The sequence below is a fragment of the Kitasatospora sp. NPDC093550 genome (assembly GCF_044764985.1).
Classification (GTDB): domain Bacteria; phylum Actinomycetota; class Actinomycetes; order Streptomycetales; family Streptomycetaceae; genus Kitasatospora.
Window position 1 is genome coordinate 319,365 of record NZ_JBIWJF010000003.1, and the last position, 16,923, is coordinate 336,287.

Genomic DNA, 16,923 nt, shown 5'->3' on the forward strand with positions numbered 1-16,923 from the left:
AACTGGTCTAGACCTCGGAGGTCTAGACCTCAGACGCGCCTCAGAACGGTGGACCCAGTATGGAAATCGTGATCGTCCCAGACGCCCCAGCGGCCGGCGAACTCATCGCCGCGGCGATCACCGATCTGCTGACCGACAAGCCGGACGCCCTGCTCGGCGTGGCGACCGGCTCGACCCCGCTGCCGATCTACCAGGCCCTCGCCGCGCGGGTGCGCGACGGCCGCCTGGACGCCTCCCGGGCGCGGATCTGCCAGCTGGACGAGTACGTCGGCCTGCCCGCCGGCCACCCGGAGTCCTACCGCTCGGTGGTGCTGCGCGAGGTGGTGGAGCCGCTCGGCCTCACCGAGGACTCCTTCCTGGGGCCGGACGGCAACGCGACGGACATCGCCGCCGCCGCCACCGCCTACGACCGCGCGCTGGCCGAGGCCGGCGGCGTCGACCTCCAGCTGCTCGGCATCGGCACGGACGGCCACATCGGCTTCAACGAGCCCTGCTCCTCGCTCGCCTCCCGGACCCGGATCAAGACCCTGACCCGGCAGACGCGGGAGGACAACGCCCGCTTCTTCGACAGCATCGACGAGGTCCCGCACCACGTCATCACCCAGGGCATCGGCACCATCCTGGAGGCCCGCCACCTGGTCCTGCTCGCCACCGGCGAGGCCAAGGCCGAGGCCGTCGCCCTCTCCGTCGAGGGCCCGCTCTCCGCCGCCGTCCCCGCCTCCGCCCTCCAGCTCCACCCGCACGCCACCGTGGTGGTCGACGAGGCCGCGGCCTCCCGCCTCAAGCTCGCCGACTACTTCCGCGACACCTACGCGGCCAAGCCCGCCTGGCAGAAGCTCTGAGCCCTCCCGCACGCCGGGGCGCTGCCGTGCAGCCGTGACGCCGGGGCGCCGGCCACCGATCCGTTCGGTGGCCGGCGCCCCGGTTCCGTTCCGGGCCGGCGGTGCGGGTCGGCGGTGCGGGCCGGCGGTGCGGGCGCGGGGCGGTCAGCGCTTGCGGAGCCAGCCGGCGAAGGCTTCCAGGCCGGGGGCGGGGTCGCGGCGGCCGAGGCCGATGCGGAAGCGGTCGGTCGGGGTGGGGGTGAGCTCGGAGCGGAAGATGCTCGCGGGCAGCAGGAGGACGCCGGCCTGTTCGACCAGGCCGGTGCAGAAGTCCTCCACGCCGTCCGCGCCGAGGTAGCGCGGGAAGGCGACGCAGCCGCCGTCGGGGGCCCGCCATTCGAAGAGGTCCGCGAACTCGGCGAAGAAGGCGTCGAACAGCGGCAGGTTCTCGGCGATGAGGGCCCGGTTGCGCTCCAGGATCCGCTCCCGGGCGGTGATCGCGATCCGGGCCAGCACCTCGCTGGGGGCGGCGTTGCAGATCGTGGTGTAGTGCTTGGCCCGTTCCAGGCGGGAGCGCAGCGCGGCGTCCCGGCAGGCGATCCAGCCGATCCGCAGGCCGGGCAGGCCGAGGGCCTTGGAGGTCACGTTGAGCGAGAGGGCGCGTGCCGAGAGGTCGGCGGCCTGGGGCAGGGTGCGGGCGGGGTCGCGTTCCAGGCCCCGGTAGACCTCGTCCGAGAACAGCCGGATGCCGCGCTCGTCGCAGAGTTCGGCGAGCCGGGCGAAGTCGGCGGCGTCGATGACCGCGCCGGTGGGGTTGTTGGGGAAGTTGACCGACAGCACCTTGGTGGTGGGGCGCAGCGCCGCCTCGACGGCGTCCAGGTCGAGCGCCCAGTTCCGCCGTTCGTCCAGGGCGACGCCGGTGACCTCGCACAGGGACAGCGGGATGGTCTCGGCGGACTGGTAGTTGGGGGTCAGCACCACGGCGTGGTCGCCCGGTTCGAGCAGCACCTGCATGGCGAGGTTCAGCCCCTCCTGGGCGCCGCCGAAGCAGATCACGTCGTCCGCGTCGACCTGGTCGTACATCCCGGCGATCGCCCGGCGCAGCCCGGGGTCGCCGTAGGTCTCGGTGTAGCCGAGGGTGAGGGTGTCCCAGGCCTCTCGGTCCTCGGGGCCGGCCAGGGCGAGCAGTTCGCCCAGCGTCATGGTCTGGGCGTCGGAGGCGGTGAGGTGGTACCGGGCGGTGAACTCCCAGCGCGAGAAGTGGGTTTCCAGCCGGAAGTCGGGGAGCTGGGGCATCGGGGCGGTCCTTCCTGGGGTGCTGTGGGAGCGCGGGCCCGGCGGGTCACCGGTGGGCGGGGGTCACGGGCCGGCCGGGGGTCACGGGCCGGCGGGGTGCTTGAGTTCGGCGAGCAGGCTGTAGGCGGTCGAGCGGGAGATCCGCAGCGCGGTGGCGACGACCGGGACGGCGCGGCGGACGGCGAACACCCCGGCCTCGTCGAGCTCGCGCAGCACGGCCAGCCGGTCCTCGCGGGTGAAGCGCTCCAGCGGGCGGCCCCGGGCCCGGACGTGGCCGGCGATGACGTCGTTCATCCGCTCCGTCCAGTCGCGTTCGAAGAGCGGTTCGGGGCGTGGCGCGGAGGGGGCGGCGAAGCCGGCCAGCAGGGCGGCGGCCTGTTCCAGCGGGCCCCGGTCGAGGTTGACGCAGAGCACCGCGGAGGGCAGGCCGGCGTCGTCGCGCAGCACGGCGCTGACGGAGGAGAGCCGGCGGCCGTCGGGCAGGGCCTTCTCGTACGGGCCGTAGACGTCGGGGGCGGAGGGGTCGACCTCGTCGAGTTCGCCGAGCATCGACGGGTCGCCGGGGGCGCGGGGGGTCATCGGGTTCCAGATGGCGAGCACCCGGTCGGTGGCGGGGTCGTGCAGCACCACCTCGGCGTACGGGCCGAGCAGCAGGGCGACCGCGCGGCAGACCGGGGCGAAGGTCCGGACACGGGGGTCGGTGTTGTCCGCAGGCATGCCTGGACTGTACGTCCGGTTCGGACGATCCGTCCAGGAGCGGGAGCGGGGGAGGCCCCGCCGGATCCGTCCGGCGGGGCCTCCTGGGGGTGGGCGGCGGGCCTACTTGCAGCTGATCGACAGCCCGAGCACGGCGGAGCAGCTGCGGGTGGCCTTGCTGGTGGCGGGCGAGGGATCCGCGGGCACGCCGGCGGCGCGGGCCACGGTGACGTCCCAGGTGCGGATCGCCAGACCGACGCCGATCGAGAAGTGCCGGGTGGTGCCGGCGCCCTTGGCGAGGGGTGCGGCCAGCGTGCAGGTGAGCTTCCCGGCGGCGACGGTGCAGTCGGAGGAGGTGGTGGTCAGCCCGGAGGGCAGGCCGGCCGCGACGGTGGCCGAGGTGATCGGGTCGGGCCCCTGGTTGGTGAGGGTGACGGTGTAGTCGACGCGGCTGGCGAGCAGCTGGGTCACCGGCGTCGCGGTCAGCGCCACGGCCAGGTGCGCGCTGGGCGCGGTGTAGGTGAAGCGGTCGGCGGCGACGGCCGCGCTGGTGCCGCCGGGCGTGGTGACCTGGACGTCCACCGGGCCGGTCACGGTGGTGGCGGGGGCGGTCGCGGTGCAGCTGGTCCTGGTGCAGCTGAACGAGGTGGCGGGGCCGGCCGCGCCGAAGGTGACGGCGGTGGCTCCGTTGAGGTCGGTGCCGGTGACGGTCACCGTGGTGCCGCCGGCCCCGGAGCCGCCGTTCGGGGTGATCGCGGTCACCGTTGGGACGGGCAGCGGGAAGTCCAGCACCTGGACGGCGCCGCCGGTGAAGTCGGCGAGGTAGCCGTGCCGCCCGTCGGCGGTCAGCGCGAGGGTGTACGGGCTCGCGCCCACCGGCACGGTCGCGGTGACGGTCCGGCCGGCGGTGTCCACCACGCTCAGCGTGTTGTCGGCGTAGTTGGACACGTACGCGGCCGAGCCGTCCGGGGCGACGCTGACGGCGTACGGGCCGGAGCCGACCGGCACGGTGCCGAGCAGCGCGTTCGCCGCGGTGTCGATCACGGCGGCGGTGCCGTCGTCGCCGTCGGCCACCCAGAGGCGGCTGCCGTCCGGGCTGAGCGCGAGGCCGAAGGCGCTGTGCCCGACGGGAACGGTGCCGCTCACCGTGCTGCCCACGGTGTCGACGACGTTCACCGCCTTGTCGCCGGAGGCCGCGACGTACAGCCGCTTGCCGTCCGCGGAGAGGGCCAGTCCGTGCGGTTCGGCACCGACCGGCACGGTCGCGGCCACCGTGCCGGTCGCGGTGTCCAGCACGCTCACGGTGTTGGCGGAGGCGTTGCTCACGTAGGCACGGGTGCCGTCGGCCGAGAGGACGAGGCCCCAGGGCTGGGCGCCGACCGGCACGGTCGCGGTCACCGTGGCGGTCGCGGTGTCGACCACGCTGACCGTGTTGTCCAGGTGGTGGGTCAGGTAGGCGCGGTGTCCGTCGGGCGAGACGGCGACCGCGTAGGAGCCGGTGCCGGCGGTGAAGCTGCCGGTCACCGTCCTGCTCGCGGTGTCCAGCACGCTCACGGTGCCGCTGCTCTGGCTGGTCACGTAGGCGTGGGCGCCGTCCGGCGTCAGGGCGACGCCCGCCGGGTACGGCGCCACGGGCACCTGGGCGATGACGGTCGGCGGCGGTGCGGCGGCCTGGGCGGTACCGGGCTGGGACAGCAGTGCGGCCGTGGCCGCGGCTATCGCGGTCACGGCCGTCAGGGTCCGGCGGGGGGCTCGGCGTGTTCTCATGCGATCTCCAACTGGTTCATGGGCCAGGGGCCGCACGAAGCGTAGAAGCCACCCTGACGTGCCGTCAGGATGTGATCGTTAATGTCGCCAACTGTTCAGATTCGACCGTTTCTCCGGGGCGGCGGCGGGAGTTCCCCCGACGGCACCGGCCGGCTCGGTACGATCACGAGCCGGCCGGTGCCGTCCGGCCGCCGCACGAGTGGAGGGAGCCCGGATGCGGGTCGCGCTGTTCGCCACCTGCGTCAACGACGCGCTGTTCCCGGCGACCGCGGTCGCCACCGTGCGGCTGCTCGAACGCCTCGGCGTGACGGTCGACTTCCCCGCCGGGCAGACCTGCTGCGGGCAACCGCAGTACAACACCGGCTACCGCCGGGCCTGCGAGCCGCTGGTGCGGCGGACGGCGCGGGCCTTCGCCGGGTACGACCACGTCGTCACGCCCTCCGGCTCCTGCGTGGCGATGGTCCGGGACAACTACCCGCGGATCGGCGCCCGCGCCGCCGCCGAGGGCCGGGGCACCGAACTCACCGACCTCGCCGCCGACCTGGCGCCCCGGACGTACGAGCTGACCGAGTTCCTGACCGATGTGCTCGGCGTCGAGGACGTCGGCGCCCACTTCCCGCACATCGTCACCTACCACCCCTCCTGCCACGGCCTGCGGCTGCTCGGACTGGGCGACCGCCCGCGCCGACTGCTGCGCGCCGTCCGGGGGTTGGAGCTGCGCGAGCTGCCCGGCGCCGAGGAGTGCTGCGGCTTCGGCGGCACCTTCGCGGTCAAGAACGCGGCGGTCTCGGCCGCGATGGCCGCCGACAAGATCGCCAACGCCCTCGGCACCGGCGCCCGGGTGCTGTGCGGCGCCGACAACTCCTGCCTGCTGCACCTGGACGGCACCCTGCGCCGCCGGGGCGAGGCACTGCGCCCGCTGCACCTGGCCGAGATCCTGGCCAGCACCGAGGAACACCCCTGGAGGCCGTCGTGAGCGAACGGAGCGGAGCGGGCGCACCGGCCGGAACCTTCCTCGGCATGCCCGCCTTCCCACCCTTCCCGCAGGCCGCCGCCCACGCCGTACGGGACGAGCGGCTGCGCGCCAACCTGCGGCACGCCACCCACACCATCCGCGACAAACGGGCCCGGGCGGTCGCCGAACTCGCCGACTGGGCGGAGCTGCGGGCCGCCGGAAAGGCGATCAAGGACCACACGCTGCGCCGCCTCGACCACTACCTGGTGCAGTTGGAGGAGTCCGTCACGGCGGCCGGAGGCACGGTGCACTGGGCGGCCGACGCCGAGGAGGCCAACCGGATCGTCGCCGACCTCGTCCGGGCCACCGGCGAGACGGAGGTCGTCAAGGTCAAGTCGATGGCCACCCAGGAGATCGGCCTGAACGAGGCGCTCGCCGCCGAGGGGATCACCGCCTACGAGACCGATCTCGCCGAGCTGATCGTGCAGTTGGGCGACGACCGGCCCTCGCACATCCTGGTGCCCGCGATCCACCGCAACCGCGCCGAGATCCGGGAGGTCTTCGCCGAACGGATGGCCGCCTGGGGCCGCCCGGCACCCGAGGGCCTCACCGACTCCCCCGCCGAACTCGCCGAAGCCGCCCGGCTGCACCTGCGGGAGAAGTTCCTGCGCGCCCGGGTCGCCGTCTCCGGCGCCAACTTCATGGTCGCCGAGACCGGCACCCTGGTCGTGGTCGAGTCCGAGGGCAACGGCCGGATGTGCCTCACCCTGCCGCGCACGCTGATCTCCGTGGTCGGGATCGAGAAGGTCGTACCGACCTGGCGGGACCTGGAGGTCTTCCTCCAACTGCTCCCCCGCTCCTCCACCGCCGAGCGGATGAACCCGTACACCTCGCTGTGGACCGGCACCACGGACGGCGACGGCCCGTCCGAGTTCCACCTGGTGCTGCTGGACAACGGCCGCACCGCCGCGCTCGCCGACCGGATCGGCCGCCAGGCGCTGCGCTGCATCCGCTGCTCGGCCTGCCTCAACGTCTGCCCGGTGTACGAACGGGCCGGCGGGCACGCGTACGGCTCGGTCTACCCGGGCCCGATCGGCGCCATCCTGACGCCCCAACTGCGCGGCGCCACGAGCCCGGTGGACGCCTCGCTGCCGTACGCCTCCTCGCTCTGCGGCGCCTGCTACGAGGTGTGCCCGGTGGCGATCGACATCCCCGAGGTGCTGGTCCACCTGCGCGAGCGCGTCGCCGAACAGGGCGGACACCCGCTGGAGCGGGCCGCGGTGGCCGCCGCCGGGTACGTCCTGGACCATCCGGCGGCGCTCGCGGCCGCCGAACGGATCGCCGGTCGCACCCGCGCGGTCCACCCGCGCCGGCTGCCCGGGCCCGGGCGGGCCTGGACCGACACCCGGGACCTGCCCGAGGTGCCGGCCGAACCGTTCCGCGACTGGTGGCGGAGGAACCGCACATGACGGCGACCACGAGGGACCTGGTCCTCGCCCGGATCCGGGCCGCCCTCGGCGAGCCCGGCGGGGTGGATCACGCCCGGGAGGACGAGGAGTCGGTTCCCCGCGCCTACCTGACGGCCCATGTGCCGCCGGACGACCCGGCGGCGCTGGCCGACCTGCTGCACCGCAACCTGGCCGACTACCGGGCCCTGGTGCACCGCTGCCGGGAGGACGAACTCCCGGATCGGATCGCCGGGTTGCTCGCCGCGCGGGGCAGCCGGACGCTCGCCGTGCCGGACGGGCTGCCGCCCGGATGGCTGGCGACGGCCGCCGACACCGTCGACCTCGTCCCGGACGACGGCACGCTCACCGCCGCCCGGCTCGACGCCGTGGACAGCGTGGTCACCGGCTGCGCGCTGGCCGTCGCCGAGACCGGGACGATCGTGCTGGACGCCGGGCCGGGCCAGGGGCGGCGGCTGCTCTCGCTCGTCCCCGACCACCACCTCTGCGTCGTCCGGGCGCCGGAGCAGATCGTCGCCTCGGTGCCGCTCGCGCTGCCGCGCCTGGACCCCCGGCGGCCGCAGACCTGGATCTCGGGGCCGTCCGCGACCAGCGACATCGAGCTGGACCGGGTGGAGGGGGTGCACGGGCCGCGCACTCTGGAGGTGCTGCTGGTCACCCGCGCCCGGTGACGCCGCCGGAGCTCACGCCGGGGACGGCCTGAGCTCCAGGGTGCAGCACTTGGCCCCGCCGCCGCCCTTCAGCAGCTCGGAGACGTCCACCGGAATCGGCTGGTAGCCGTGGTCGGCGAGCCGGCCCGCCAGGTTCTTCGCCGTCTCCGGCAGCAGCACCCGGCGGCCGTCGGACACCGCGTTCAGCCCGAACACCTCCGCGTCGGCGCGGTCGGCGAGGATCGCGTCGGGGTAGAGCGCGCGGAGCACGGCGCGGCTCTCGGCGTCGAAGGCCTCCGGGTAGTACATGACGTGGTCGTCGGCGAGGACCGCCAGTGCGGTGTCCAGGTGGTAGAAGCGCGGGTCGACGAGGGTGAGGCTGACCACCGGGACGCCGAACAGCTCGCCCGCCTCGGCGTGCGCGGCGCGCGAACTGCGGAAGCCCGTCCCGGCGAGCACCCGGCGGCCCACCACCAGGTGGTCTCCCTCGCCCTCGTTGACGTGCCGGGCGCGGTGCACCTCGCGGAAGCCCCGGGCCCGGAACCAGGCCTGGTAGGCCCCCGACTCGGCGGCGCGCTCCGGGTGTCGGAAGGTCGCCACCAGGGCCCGGCCGTCCAGCACCGTCGCACCGTTGGCGGCGTACACCATGTCGGGCAGGCCGGGCAGCGGTTCGATCAGCTCGACGGTGTGGCCGAGCCGGCGGTAGGTCCGGTAGAGCCGCTCCCACTGGCGCAGGGCGAGCGCGGTGTCGGTGGGCTGGGCCGGGTCCATCCACGGGTTGATCGCGTAGTCCACGGTGAAGTGCGTCGGCCGGCACATCAGGTAGCGCCGTGGTCGCGCGGTGCGCTCCGGGGTCTGCGTGGGCATGGCTCGACCGTCCTTGGCTCGGGGGGAGAGCCGGGGTTCCACCGGTGCGGAACGCCGCTCTGCTTCCAGTGGCGGCTGCCCCGGCTCGACCGTTCGCACACCCGCGCGGGCGCCCCCGGTGGACGCACGCCCCCGCGCAACCGGCGCGAGCCCCGGCGCACGGGCTCTCCGGCGCGGTTCGGGCGACAGCGTGCCCGGGCTACCAGCGGACCGCCGTGAAGTCCACGGGCGCGGGCCGCAGCCTGCGGGCGCGTTCGGCGAGCGAGCGCAGCCGGCGGTCCGCCTCCTCCACGGACATCCGGCGCCGGTCCCCGTGGCCGGGCAGCAGCCACTCGAAGCGGAGCACGCCCAGGCTGCGCTCCAACGAGGCGGCCTGCTCCTCGATCGAGTACCAGGTGACGGCCTCCTGCACCTCCACGTCCCCGGTGGTGCGGGACCAGTAGAGGCTGTCGCCGCTGAAGCAGTACCGCTCGTCCGCGACGAACAGCACGCTGCCGAGGGTGTGGCCGGGGAAGGGGTGGGCGACCAGCCCGGGGGAGATCTCCACCGGATCGGTGCCGCGCAGCACCCGGTCCGCGGCGGGGGCGGCGGCGAGGTCGCCCTCGTGGATCCACAGCCGGGCGCCGAGCCGGTCGGCCCACGCCCGGCCGTGCCTGGCGTGGTCCCGGTGGGTCAGCAGGACGTCGGTGACCGGGCCGAGCGCGGCGTAGCGGGCGGCCAGCGGCTCGCTGTAACGGGGCGTGTCGACCATCACCCAGCCGGTGGAGCGGCGGCAGAGGTAGGAGTTGGCGCCCGCCGTCCGCGGGGAGTTGTGGCCGAGCAGCAGCACCCCGTCGTCGAGCGCGAGCGGGAAGGGGTCGGAGGCCGGGTCGAGGAGGCCGGAGCCGGGGCGGATGGAGCGGGTCGGGCAGGCGTGCGCGGCGGCCCGCAGCTGTCGGAGCTCGGCCTCGTCGCGCGGCTGGCGCACCAGCTCGGAGCGGCCGGCGTGCTCGCGGACCAGCCCGGGCGCGAGCTGCCGGGCGACGTCGCAGTTGGTGCAGCGGTCGTCGATGGACCAGTTCTCGGACGCGTCGGAGCGCGTGTTCACGGCCATGGCTGCCTTCCCCCAGAAGGACGGCGGCCGGGGCGGCCGCTCCCTTCGAGCATCGGCCGGTCGGGGCCAAAAGCGATAGGGGGTAAGGATCTTGTGCTTTCCGGGACGCGGCGCTCTGAGCGGCGGGGCGGGCCCGGCGCGCGGCCGGAGAGGGTACGTGGTCCATCTCACGTGCCACCAGGCTCACCTACGGTGGCGTAGGTCACTTGATTGGGTGAACTATCTCTTTCATGCCGAACCTCCAGGAGACCCTTGACCTCAGTTCGTACGCCGCCCTCGGGGACAGCTTCACCGAAGGCCTCAACGACCCCGGAGTCGACGGCAGGTTCGCCGGCTGGGCCGACCGCCTCGCGGGGATGCTCGCCGACGGCCGGCCCCCGGGCGAGTTCCGCTACGCCAACCTGGCGGTGCGCGGCCGGCTGCTGGACCAGATCGCGGCCGAGCAGGTGCCGCAGGTCCGCCGGCTCCAGCCCGACCTGGTCACCTTCTGCGCCGGCGGCAACGACATCCTGCGCCCGGGCGCCGACCCGGACGAGGTGGCCGAGCGCTTCGAGTCCGCCGTCGTCCACCTCACCGAGGCCGCCGGGACGGTGCTGATCTGCACCGGCTTCGACACCCGCGACGTGCCGCTGCTCAGGCACCTGCGCGGCAAGATCGCGACCTACAACGGGCACATGCGCGCCGTCGCCGACCGCAACGGCTGCAAGGTGGCCGACCTGTGGTCGCTGCGCGCCGTGCAGGACCGCCGCGCGTGGAGCGAGGACCGCCTGCACCTGTCCCCCGAGGGCCACCAGCGGGTCGCCCTGCTGGCCGCCCGCTCGCTGGGCCTGGCCACCGGGCAGGACCCCGAGGCCCCGTGGCCGGACGCCCGCGTGCTCACCCCCGCCGACCAGCGGCGGGAGAACATCCAGTGGGCCCGCGAGCACCTGATCCCGTGGGTCGGACGGCGCCTGCGCGGCGAGTCCTCCGGCGACCACGTCGAGCCCAAGCGGCCGGAACTGCTGCCGCTCTGACGGGCTGCCAGGCTGCTCCACCGGACGCGGCGGGCGGTTCGCGCCGCAGCGCCGCAGCGTCCGGTGGAGAGCAGCCCAGCACCCGCCGGGCGAGCGTGCCGCACCGACCCCCCGGAGCGGGACGCGTCTCACCCGCTCCACCGGAACCGCCGCGCCGCCCCGGACGTCACTCGCAGGCCACCACAGCACGTCCCCACCCCAGCCCCCACATGCCCACCCGCCGCCCGCCGCCCCCGGACCGGGACGCGTCTCTCACCCGCCCCACCGGAACCGCCGCGCCGCCCCGGACGTCACTCCCCCCGTGAACCATCCGCGCAGGTCGCGGGCGGGTAAGGACCGGAAGGGACGGGCGGGGCGCGGTGGCGCGGATGACCGAGGCAGTGGACGGGGTGGAGCCGAGAACGGCAGGAGGCCGGGGCGCACCGCGCGTCGGGGCCCAGGGGGGTTCCGGCCGCGCGGACGGCCCGGGCGGGCCCGCCCGGCGCGGGTTCGCGGTGGCCGGGTTCGCGCCGGCGCAGGACGGCCGGGCGCGGGAGCGGGGGAAGGCGCTGCGGGCGCGGCTGCCCCGGGAGCGGCACGCGGAGTTCGCCCTCGCCGCCGGACGGCCGACCGCCGTCGAGGCGATCGAGGCGTCGAACGCGGGCCGGATCGCCGAGCTGGTGCCGATCCGGGTGGGCCGGATGGCCGCCACCCCGTTCGCCTTCCTGCGCGGCTCGGCCGGACTGATGGCCGCCGACCTCGCGGGCACGCCGGTGACCGGGGTGGGCGTCCAACTGTGCGGCGACGCGCACGCCGCCAACTTCGGCCTGTACGGCGACGCGCGCGGCCAACTCGTGATGGACATCAACGACTTCGACGAGACCGTGCCCGGCCCGTGGGAGTGGGACGTCAAGCGGCTCGCCGCCAGCCTGGTGCTGGCCGGCCGGGAGGTCGGCGCTAGCGAGGGCACCGCGCGCGAGGCCGCCGAGCACGTGGTCGGCTCGTACCGCCGGACCATGCGCACGCTGGCCAAGCTGCCCGCGCTGGACGCCTGGAACGCCGTCGCCGACGAGCAGTTGGTGTCCTTCGCCGAGGCGCACGACCTCACGGACGTGCTGCGCAAGGTCGGGGCCAAGGCGCTCGGCAACACCAGCGCGCGGTTCGCCGCCCGCAGCACCACCCGTACGCCGGACGGCGGTTGGCGCTTCACGGCCGCTCCCCCGGTGCTCACCGAGGTGACCGACGCGACCGCCCGGGCGGTCGCCCACGCGCTGGGCGCGTACGTGGCGACGGTGCCCGCCGAGGTGCGCGCCCTGCTGTCCCGCTACCGGGTGCAGGACGTGGCGTTCCGGGTGGTGGGCACCGGCAGCGTGGGCACCCGCTCGTACGTGGTGCTGCTCACCGACCACCGGGACCAGCCGCTGGTGCTGCAGGTGAAGGAGGCCCGGCCGTCCGCGCTGCTGCCGTACCTGCCGCAGGTGGACCGGGACGGCCACGAGGGCCGCCGGGTGGTGCTCGGCCAGAAGCACATGCAGGTGGTCAGCGACACCCTGCTGGGCTGGACGACGGTCGACGGGCTCCCTTACCAGGTACGGCAGTTCCGCAACCGCAAGGGCAGCGTCGACCCGGCGGCGCTGCGGCCCTCGCAGCTGGACGACTACGCGCGGATCACCGGCGCCCTGCTGGCCCGGGCGCACGCGCACACCGCCGACCCGGGCCTGCTGGCCGGGTACTGCGGCAAGGGCGAGGCGCTGGACGAGGCGATCGCGGCCTTCGCCGTCGCCTACGCGGACCGTACCGAGGCCGACCACGCCGATCTGCTCACCGCCGTGCGCAGCGGGCGGCTGCCCGCCGAGCACGGCGTGTAGCTCCCAGCGGCTTCGGCGGGGGGGCGGTTCGGCGGGAGGCGGGAGGCGGGTTCGGCGGCAGGCGGGTTCAGCGGGAGAGGAACGGCGCCACCACGGCGACGAACTCCTCGGGCCGGGCACGGTGCACCAGGTGTCCGGCCTCGACGGTGACGAGGCGGCAGTCCGGGATCCGCCGGGCGAGTTCGGCGATCCGCTCCTGGGGGACGGGGCTGGTCGGGCCGCCGGCCACCGCCAGAGTGCGGGCGGTGATCGAGGCGAGCCCGGCCCGCCAGGCCGGGTCGGGGTCGTCCAGCTGGGCCTTCACGGCCCTCACCATGGCCCAGTCGAAGTGCACGTCCTGGTCCGGGTCGTCCGGCAGCACGCTCGCGGGGCGCGGGTACAGCGCGGGGATCTCCTCCAGCACCAGCCGACCGATCCGCCGCGGCGCGGCCTGGGCGAGGAGCTGGGCGACGGCGCCACCCAGGGAGTGGCCGACCAGGTCGACGCGGTCCAGCTCGAGCGCGTCGAGGAAGGCCAGCACGTCGTCCCGCATCGCCTGCAGGCCGTACGCCCCGGGCCGGCCGCTGTCGCCGTGGCCGCGCAGGTCCGGCGCGTACACGTGGTGGCGGGGCGCGAGAGCGGGCAGGACGACGTCCCAGTCGGAGCCGCGCTCGCCGAGGGCGTGCAGCAGCACCAGCGGCGGGCCGCCGACGGGTCCGCTCTCGCGGTAGGCGAGCGTCAGCTCGGGCAGGTCCACGGTCCGCATCCCGGTCATGCCGACCAGCGTACGGTCAGCGCCCGGCCGGTGGTCGGGCGCCCGCCTCCTGCTCAGCGGACGGCGGTCCGCGTCCGGCTCGGAGCGGCCGGCTCGGCCTCGGGCCGCTCCCGGGTGGTGGCGCGGCCCGCCAGGACCGAGGCCAGGACGGCCAGTCCGGCCACCGCCGCGCAGACCGCGCTCGCGGCGAGGTAGGCGGAGCGGTGCCCGCCGCCGGCGGCGGTCTCCCGCAGGTAGACCCCGGACAGCGCCGAGACGGCGACCGCCGCCGCGATCCGCTGCGCCATCTGCAGGATCGCCCCGCTGACCCCGGCCGCCTCGGCGGGCGCGTGGCGCAGCACGTAGGCCTGGTTGGTGGACCCCATCAGGCCGATCGAGGCACCGCCGAGGAGCTGCAGGAAGGCCAGCAGCCAGGGCAGGACGGCGGCGGGCGACCAGTGCGCGACCAGTCCGCTCGCGAGCATGGTCAGGGCGGAGCCCGCCATGCCGACGGTGACGGTGCGCCGGCCGAAGCGCTGGACGACCCGCCAGGCGAGCGCGGAGGCCACGCCCATGGCGACGGCGGAGGGCAGCGCGACCAGGGCGGCGCCCATCGGGGAGAGCCCCAGGCCGTCCTGGAGGAACATGGTGAGGACCAGCGAGGCGGCCAGTGAGGAGCCGAACTGTGCCATCGCCGTCGCCGTGCCGAGCGCGTACGGCGCGGAGCGGGTGAGCGCGGGGTGGATCAGCGGGTGGCCGCCGGTGCGGGCGTAGCGGCGCTGCCACCAGGCCAGGGCGCCGAGCAGGAGGAGGGCCACGGCCGCGAAGGCCAGCCAGCCGGTCCAGCCGGGCGGCTGCACGAAGGGCAGCATCAGGACGAGGGTGAGCACGCCGACCAGCATCAGGCCGACCAGGTCGAGGTCGGCGTGCCGGGCGCTGGGGCGTGGCTTGGGCAGGTGGCGGGCGGCCAGGGCGACGGTGGCCAGGCCGAACGGGACGTTGAGCAGGAAGGTCAGCCGCCAGCCGAGCTCCGGGCCGGCCGCCGCCAGCACCGCGCCGCCGATCGGCGGACCGAGGGCGAAGGCGAGGCCGCCGGTGACGGCGTACATGCCGAGCGCGCGGGCCCGCAGCTGGCCGTCGAAGACGTCCTGGAGGGTGCCGATCATCTGGGAGTTGACCAGACCGGCGCCAGCGCCCTGGACCAGCCGGGCCGCGATCAGCACCCCGGGCTCGGTGGCGGTCGCGGAGACCAGGCTGACCAGGGTGAACAGGGCGAGCCCGGTGACGAAGAACCACTTGCGGCCCTTGACGTCGCCGAGCCGTCCGCCGGGGATCAGCGCGAGGCCGAAGGCGAGCGAGAACCCCGCGACGACCCACTGCAGGTCGGCGGACCCGGCGTGCAGGGTCTCGCGCAGGGCGGGGATGGAGGTGTTGAGCACGGACTGGTCGAGCAGCGTGGTGAAGCCGCCCGCGACGCACACCAGCAGGACGCGGCGCCCGGCGGCGTCGAACCGCTCCTTCGCTATCGGGCCGACGGCGGCGCTCACGGCTCGACCACCACCAGCGCGTACCGGGCCTCGCCGGGACCGAGGCTGCGGAAGCGGCTCGTCCCGGCGACGTAGCGCAGGCAGTCGCCGGCCGCGAGCAGCTGCGGCTCGCCGTCCACCGTCAGCTCCAACTGCCCCTCGAACAGCCAGAGGTGGTGCTCCCGGCCGGGCACGCAGGCGCGGTCGTACGCGATGTCGGCACCGGCGGGCAGCCGGCCCTCGATGATCTCCGCACGCAGCGAGCCGTGCGGCGGCGAGACCGACCGGCGGACGAACCCGGTCTCGGCGTCCCGCCAGACCTGCTGCTCCCCGGCGCGCACCAGCCTCGCCGGGCCCGCCTCCACCTCGGCGAGCAGCCGCGACATCGTCCGCCCGTGGACCGCGCACAGCCGCCCGAGCAGCGCCGCCGTCGGGCTGACCTCCGCCCGCTCCACCCGTGACAGCGTCGACCGGCTGACGTCCGCCAGCCGCGCCAACTCCTCCAAGGTCCATCCGCGTTCGAGCCTCAGCTCGGCGAGGCGCTGTGCCAGCCGCTCGTCGGCGGCCGTGTCGATTCCCATATTCGCGATGCTATCCCGGATATGAGATCCCCTCGTCCGGCTTTCGGCCGCCGTGCCGGGCGCGGTGCCGGGCGTGGTCCACTGCTGCGGGGCCGCCGGTCCGCGGCCTATCCCGGCCTTACCCTCGGCCGTACTCCTGGCGCCGGGCGGGGAGTTCTTCGTGCCGGCCCGGGAGCTCCCGCCGGGAACCGGACTCCCGCGCGGGAGCCTCCTGCTCGTCGAGGGCTCGGCCCACGCGCGCCGCTGATCATATGATGTGCGGCGAATCGTGGCCGGTCAGCGGCCCGAAAGGCGAGGGGGACGATCGTGTTCGGCATCATCAGACCGTGCAGGCACCGGCTGTCCGAGCGGCTGCAGACCTCCTGGATGGCCCACCTGTGCGGGCTCTGCCTCGCGCTGCGCGACGACCACGGCCAGCTCGCCCGGACCGCCACCAACTACGACGGCCTGATCATCTCCGTCCTGGTCGAGGCCCAGGCCGACCGGGAGGACTCCTCTTGGCGCCGCACCGCCGGGCCCTGCCCGCTGCGCGGCATGCGGACCGCCTCCGTCGCCAAGGGCGAGGGCGCCCGGCTCGCCGCCGCCGTCTCGCTCGCGCTCGCCTCGGTGAAGATCCGCGACCACGTCGAGGACCGCGACGGCGTGTTCGCCCGCCGCCCGGTCGCCGCCGGGGCCCGGGCGGTCACCCGGCGCTGGGACCGGCAGAGCGCCGGCAGCGCCTCGACGGTCGGCTTCGACACCGCCGTCCTGCTCGAAGCGGCCTCCCGGCAGGGCGAGTTGGAGCGCTCGCTGCGGCCCGGCGGATCCGTCCTGCTGGTCACCGAGCCCACCGAGACGGCCACCTCGGCCGCCTTCGCGCACACCGCCGTGATCGCCGGACGCCCCGGCAACGCCGCCCCGCTCGCCGAGGCCGGGCGGCTCTTCGGCCGGCTCGCCCACCTCCTCGACGCCGCCGAGGACCAGGCCGCCGACGCCGCCTCCGGCGCCTGGAACCCGCTGACGGCCACCGGCACCGACCGGGCCGAGGCCGAGCGGCTCTGCCGCGACGCCGTGCACGGCATCCGGCTCGCGCTGCGCGAGGTCGAACTGACCGACCGGGCCCTGGTCCACGTCCTGCTCGGGCACGAGACCGAGAGCGCCGTCGACCGGGTCTTCGGCGCCCGGCACGCCGCCTCCTGCCGCACCAAGGGCGGCGGCACCGTGGACGGAGTCCCTGGCGGCGTCACGGACGGCGCCACGGGCGGCGCGATCGGCGAGCGCCCGCACGACGCGCCGCCGCGTCAGGCGCCACCCGGCCAGGACCCGAACGCGCCGATCCCGCCGTGGATCCCGCAGGGCCCCGGCTTCACCCCACCCGGCGAGAAGCCGCCGCGCCCGCGCAACCTGCTCGCCGGCTGCGCGGTCTGGGCGCTGATGGCCTGCACGTGCCAGCTGCTCTGCTGCGAGCACAACCACCCGTTCAGCCGCGAGCGCCGGAAGGGCTTCTGCGAGCGGCACGACTGCTGCGACTGCCCGGACTGCTGCGACTGCTGCAACGGCTGCGACGGGTGCGGAGACTGCTGCAGCTGCTGTGACGGCTGCGACTGCTGTGACTGCGGGTGCGACTGCTGAT

The 16,923-nt window shown here is 75.2% G+C and carries 15 protein-coding genes; 7 read left to right on the top strand and 8 right to left on the bottom strand.

Features of this window, described 5'->3' with window-relative positions; all coding sequences use genetic code 11:
* Positions 1-59 precede the first annotated feature (59 nt).
* Positions 60-842 carry a glucosamine-6-phosphate deaminase gene (gene nagB, locus ACIRD3_RS06875; RefSeq protein ID WP_402212685.1) on the top strand — a complete coding sequence of 261 codons (783 nt, stop codon included), beginning with the start codon at positions 60-62 and terminating at the stop codon, positions 840-842.
* 144 nt (positions 843-986) lie between these two features.
* Here nagB and ACIRD3_RS06880 read toward each other — a convergent pair whose 3' ends face one another.
* The 3 genes from ACIRD3_RS06880 to ACIRD3_RS06890 form a co-directional block, all read right to left on the bottom strand.
* On the bottom strand, positions 987-2,117 hold the full coding sequence (locus ACIRD3_RS06880; RefSeq protein ID WP_402212688.1) for an aminotransferase class I/II-fold pyridoxal phosphate-dependent enzyme: 1,131 nt from the start codon (positions 2,115-2,117) through the stop codon (positions 987-989).
* 81 nt (positions 2,118-2,198) lie between these two features.
* Complete coding sequence (locus tag ACIRD3_RS06885; protein WP_402212691.1) at positions 2,199-2,834, bottom strand: transcriptional regulator; 636 nt, start codon at positions 2,832-2,834, stop codon at positions 2,199-2,201.
* Between the two features lie 102 nt (positions 2,835-2,936).
* The gene (locus tag ACIRD3_RS06890; RefSeq protein ID WP_402212694.1) at positions 2,937-4,541 is read right to left on the bottom strand and encodes a beta-propeller fold lactonase family protein; all 1,605 of its coding nucleotides are present in this window, start codon (positions 4,539-4,541) and stop codon (positions 2,937-2,939) included.
* 253 nt (positions 4,542-4,794) lie between these two features.
* On the opposite strand from ACIRD3_RS06890, the gene ACIRD3_RS06895 reads away from it, so the two are divergent.
* The 3 genes from ACIRD3_RS06895 to ACIRD3_RS06905 are packed head-to-tail and all read left to right on the top strand — an operon-like array spanning position 4,795 to position 7,672.
* Positions 4,795-5,556: a (Fe-S)-binding protein gene (locus ACIRD3_RS06895; RefSeq protein WP_402212696.1), complete on the top strand. Its 762-nt coding sequence runs from the start codon at positions 4,795-4,797 to the stop codon at positions 5,554-5,556.
* A 44-nt stretch (positions 5,557-5,600) separates the two neighbouring features.
* Positions 5,601-7,004, top strand: coding sequence for a LutB/LldF family L-lactate oxidation iron-sulfur protein (locus ACIRD3_RS06900; RefSeq protein ID WP_402212874.1), 1,404 nt, complete (start codon positions 5,601-5,603; stop codon positions 7,002-7,004).
* Positions 7,001-7,672 carry a lactate utilization protein C gene (locus tag ACIRD3_RS06905; protein WP_402212699.1) on the top strand — a complete coding sequence of 224 codons (672 nt, stop codon included), beginning with the start codon at positions 7,001-7,003 and terminating at the stop codon, positions 7,670-7,672. Before ACIRD3_RS06900 ends, ACIRD3_RS06905 begins: the two co-directional genes overlap by 4 nt.
* Positions 7,673-7,684: 12 nt before the next feature.
* On the opposite strand, the gene ddaH is transcribed toward ACIRD3_RS06905, so the two are convergent.
* On the bottom strand, positions 7,685-8,518 hold the full coding sequence (gene ddaH / locus ACIRD3_RS06910; RefSeq protein ID WP_402212702.1) for a dimethylargininase: 834 nt from the start codon (positions 8,516-8,518) through the stop codon (positions 7,685-7,687).
* Positions 8,519-8,717: 199 nt separating this feature from the next.
* Positions 8,718-9,611, bottom strand: coding sequence for an MBL fold metallo-hydrolase (locus ACIRD3_RS06915; protein WP_402212704.1), 894 nt, complete (start codon positions 9,609-9,611; stop codon positions 8,718-8,720).
* A 230-nt stretch (positions 9,612-9,841) separates the two neighbouring features.
* Here ACIRD3_RS06915 and ACIRD3_RS06920 point away from each other — a divergent pair, with 230 nt between their 5' ends.
* Positions 9,842-10,624, top strand: coding sequence for an SGNH/GDSL hydrolase family protein (locus ACIRD3_RS06920; protein ID WP_402212706.1), 783 nt, complete (start codon positions 9,842-9,844; stop codon positions 10,622-10,624).
* Positions 10,625-10,992: 368 nt separating this feature from the next.
* Positions 10,993-12,471, top strand: coding sequence for a DUF2252 domain-containing protein (locus ACIRD3_RS06925; RefSeq protein WP_402212708.1), 1,479 nt, complete (start codon positions 10,993-10,995; stop codon positions 12,469-12,471).
* Between the two features lie 67 nt (positions 12,472-12,538).
* Here the strand turns inward: ACIRD3_RS06925 and ACIRD3_RS06930 are convergent, their stop codons facing one another.
* From ACIRD3_RS06930 to ACIRD3_RS06940, 3 genes are read right to left on the bottom strand one after another with little or no spacing between them, the layout of a single operon-like run.
* Positions 12,539-13,225 (bottom strand): alpha/beta fold hydrolase, encoded by a 687-nt coding sequence (locus ACIRD3_RS06930; protein ID WP_402212710.1) that lies wholly within the window; start codon positions 13,223-13,225, stop codon positions 12,539-12,541.
* Positions 13,226-13,278: 53 nt separating this feature from the next.
* The gene (locus ACIRD3_RS06935) at positions 13,279-14,751 is read right to left on the bottom strand and encodes an MFS transporter (protein WP_402212712.1); all 1,473 of its coding nucleotides are present in this window, start codon (positions 14,749-14,751) and stop codon (positions 13,279-13,281) included.
* The gene (locus ACIRD3_RS06940; RefSeq protein WP_402212714.1) at positions 14,748-15,311 is read right to left on the bottom strand and encodes a helix-turn-helix domain-containing protein; all 564 of its coding nucleotides are present in this window, start codon (positions 15,309-15,311) and stop codon (positions 14,748-14,750) included. Before ACIRD3_RS06940 ends, ACIRD3_RS06935 begins: the two co-directional genes overlap by 4 nt.
* Positions 15,312-15,617: 306 nt before the next feature.
* Here ACIRD3_RS06940 and ACIRD3_RS06945 point away from each other — a divergent pair, with 306 nt between their 5' ends.
* Positions 15,618-16,922, top strand: a complete 1,305-nt coding sequence (locus tag ACIRD3_RS06945) for a DUF5685 family protein (RefSeq protein ID WP_402212715.1) — start codon at positions 15,618-15,620, stop codon at positions 16,920-16,922.
* The last annotated feature ends 1 nt before the right edge of the window (position 16,923 follow it).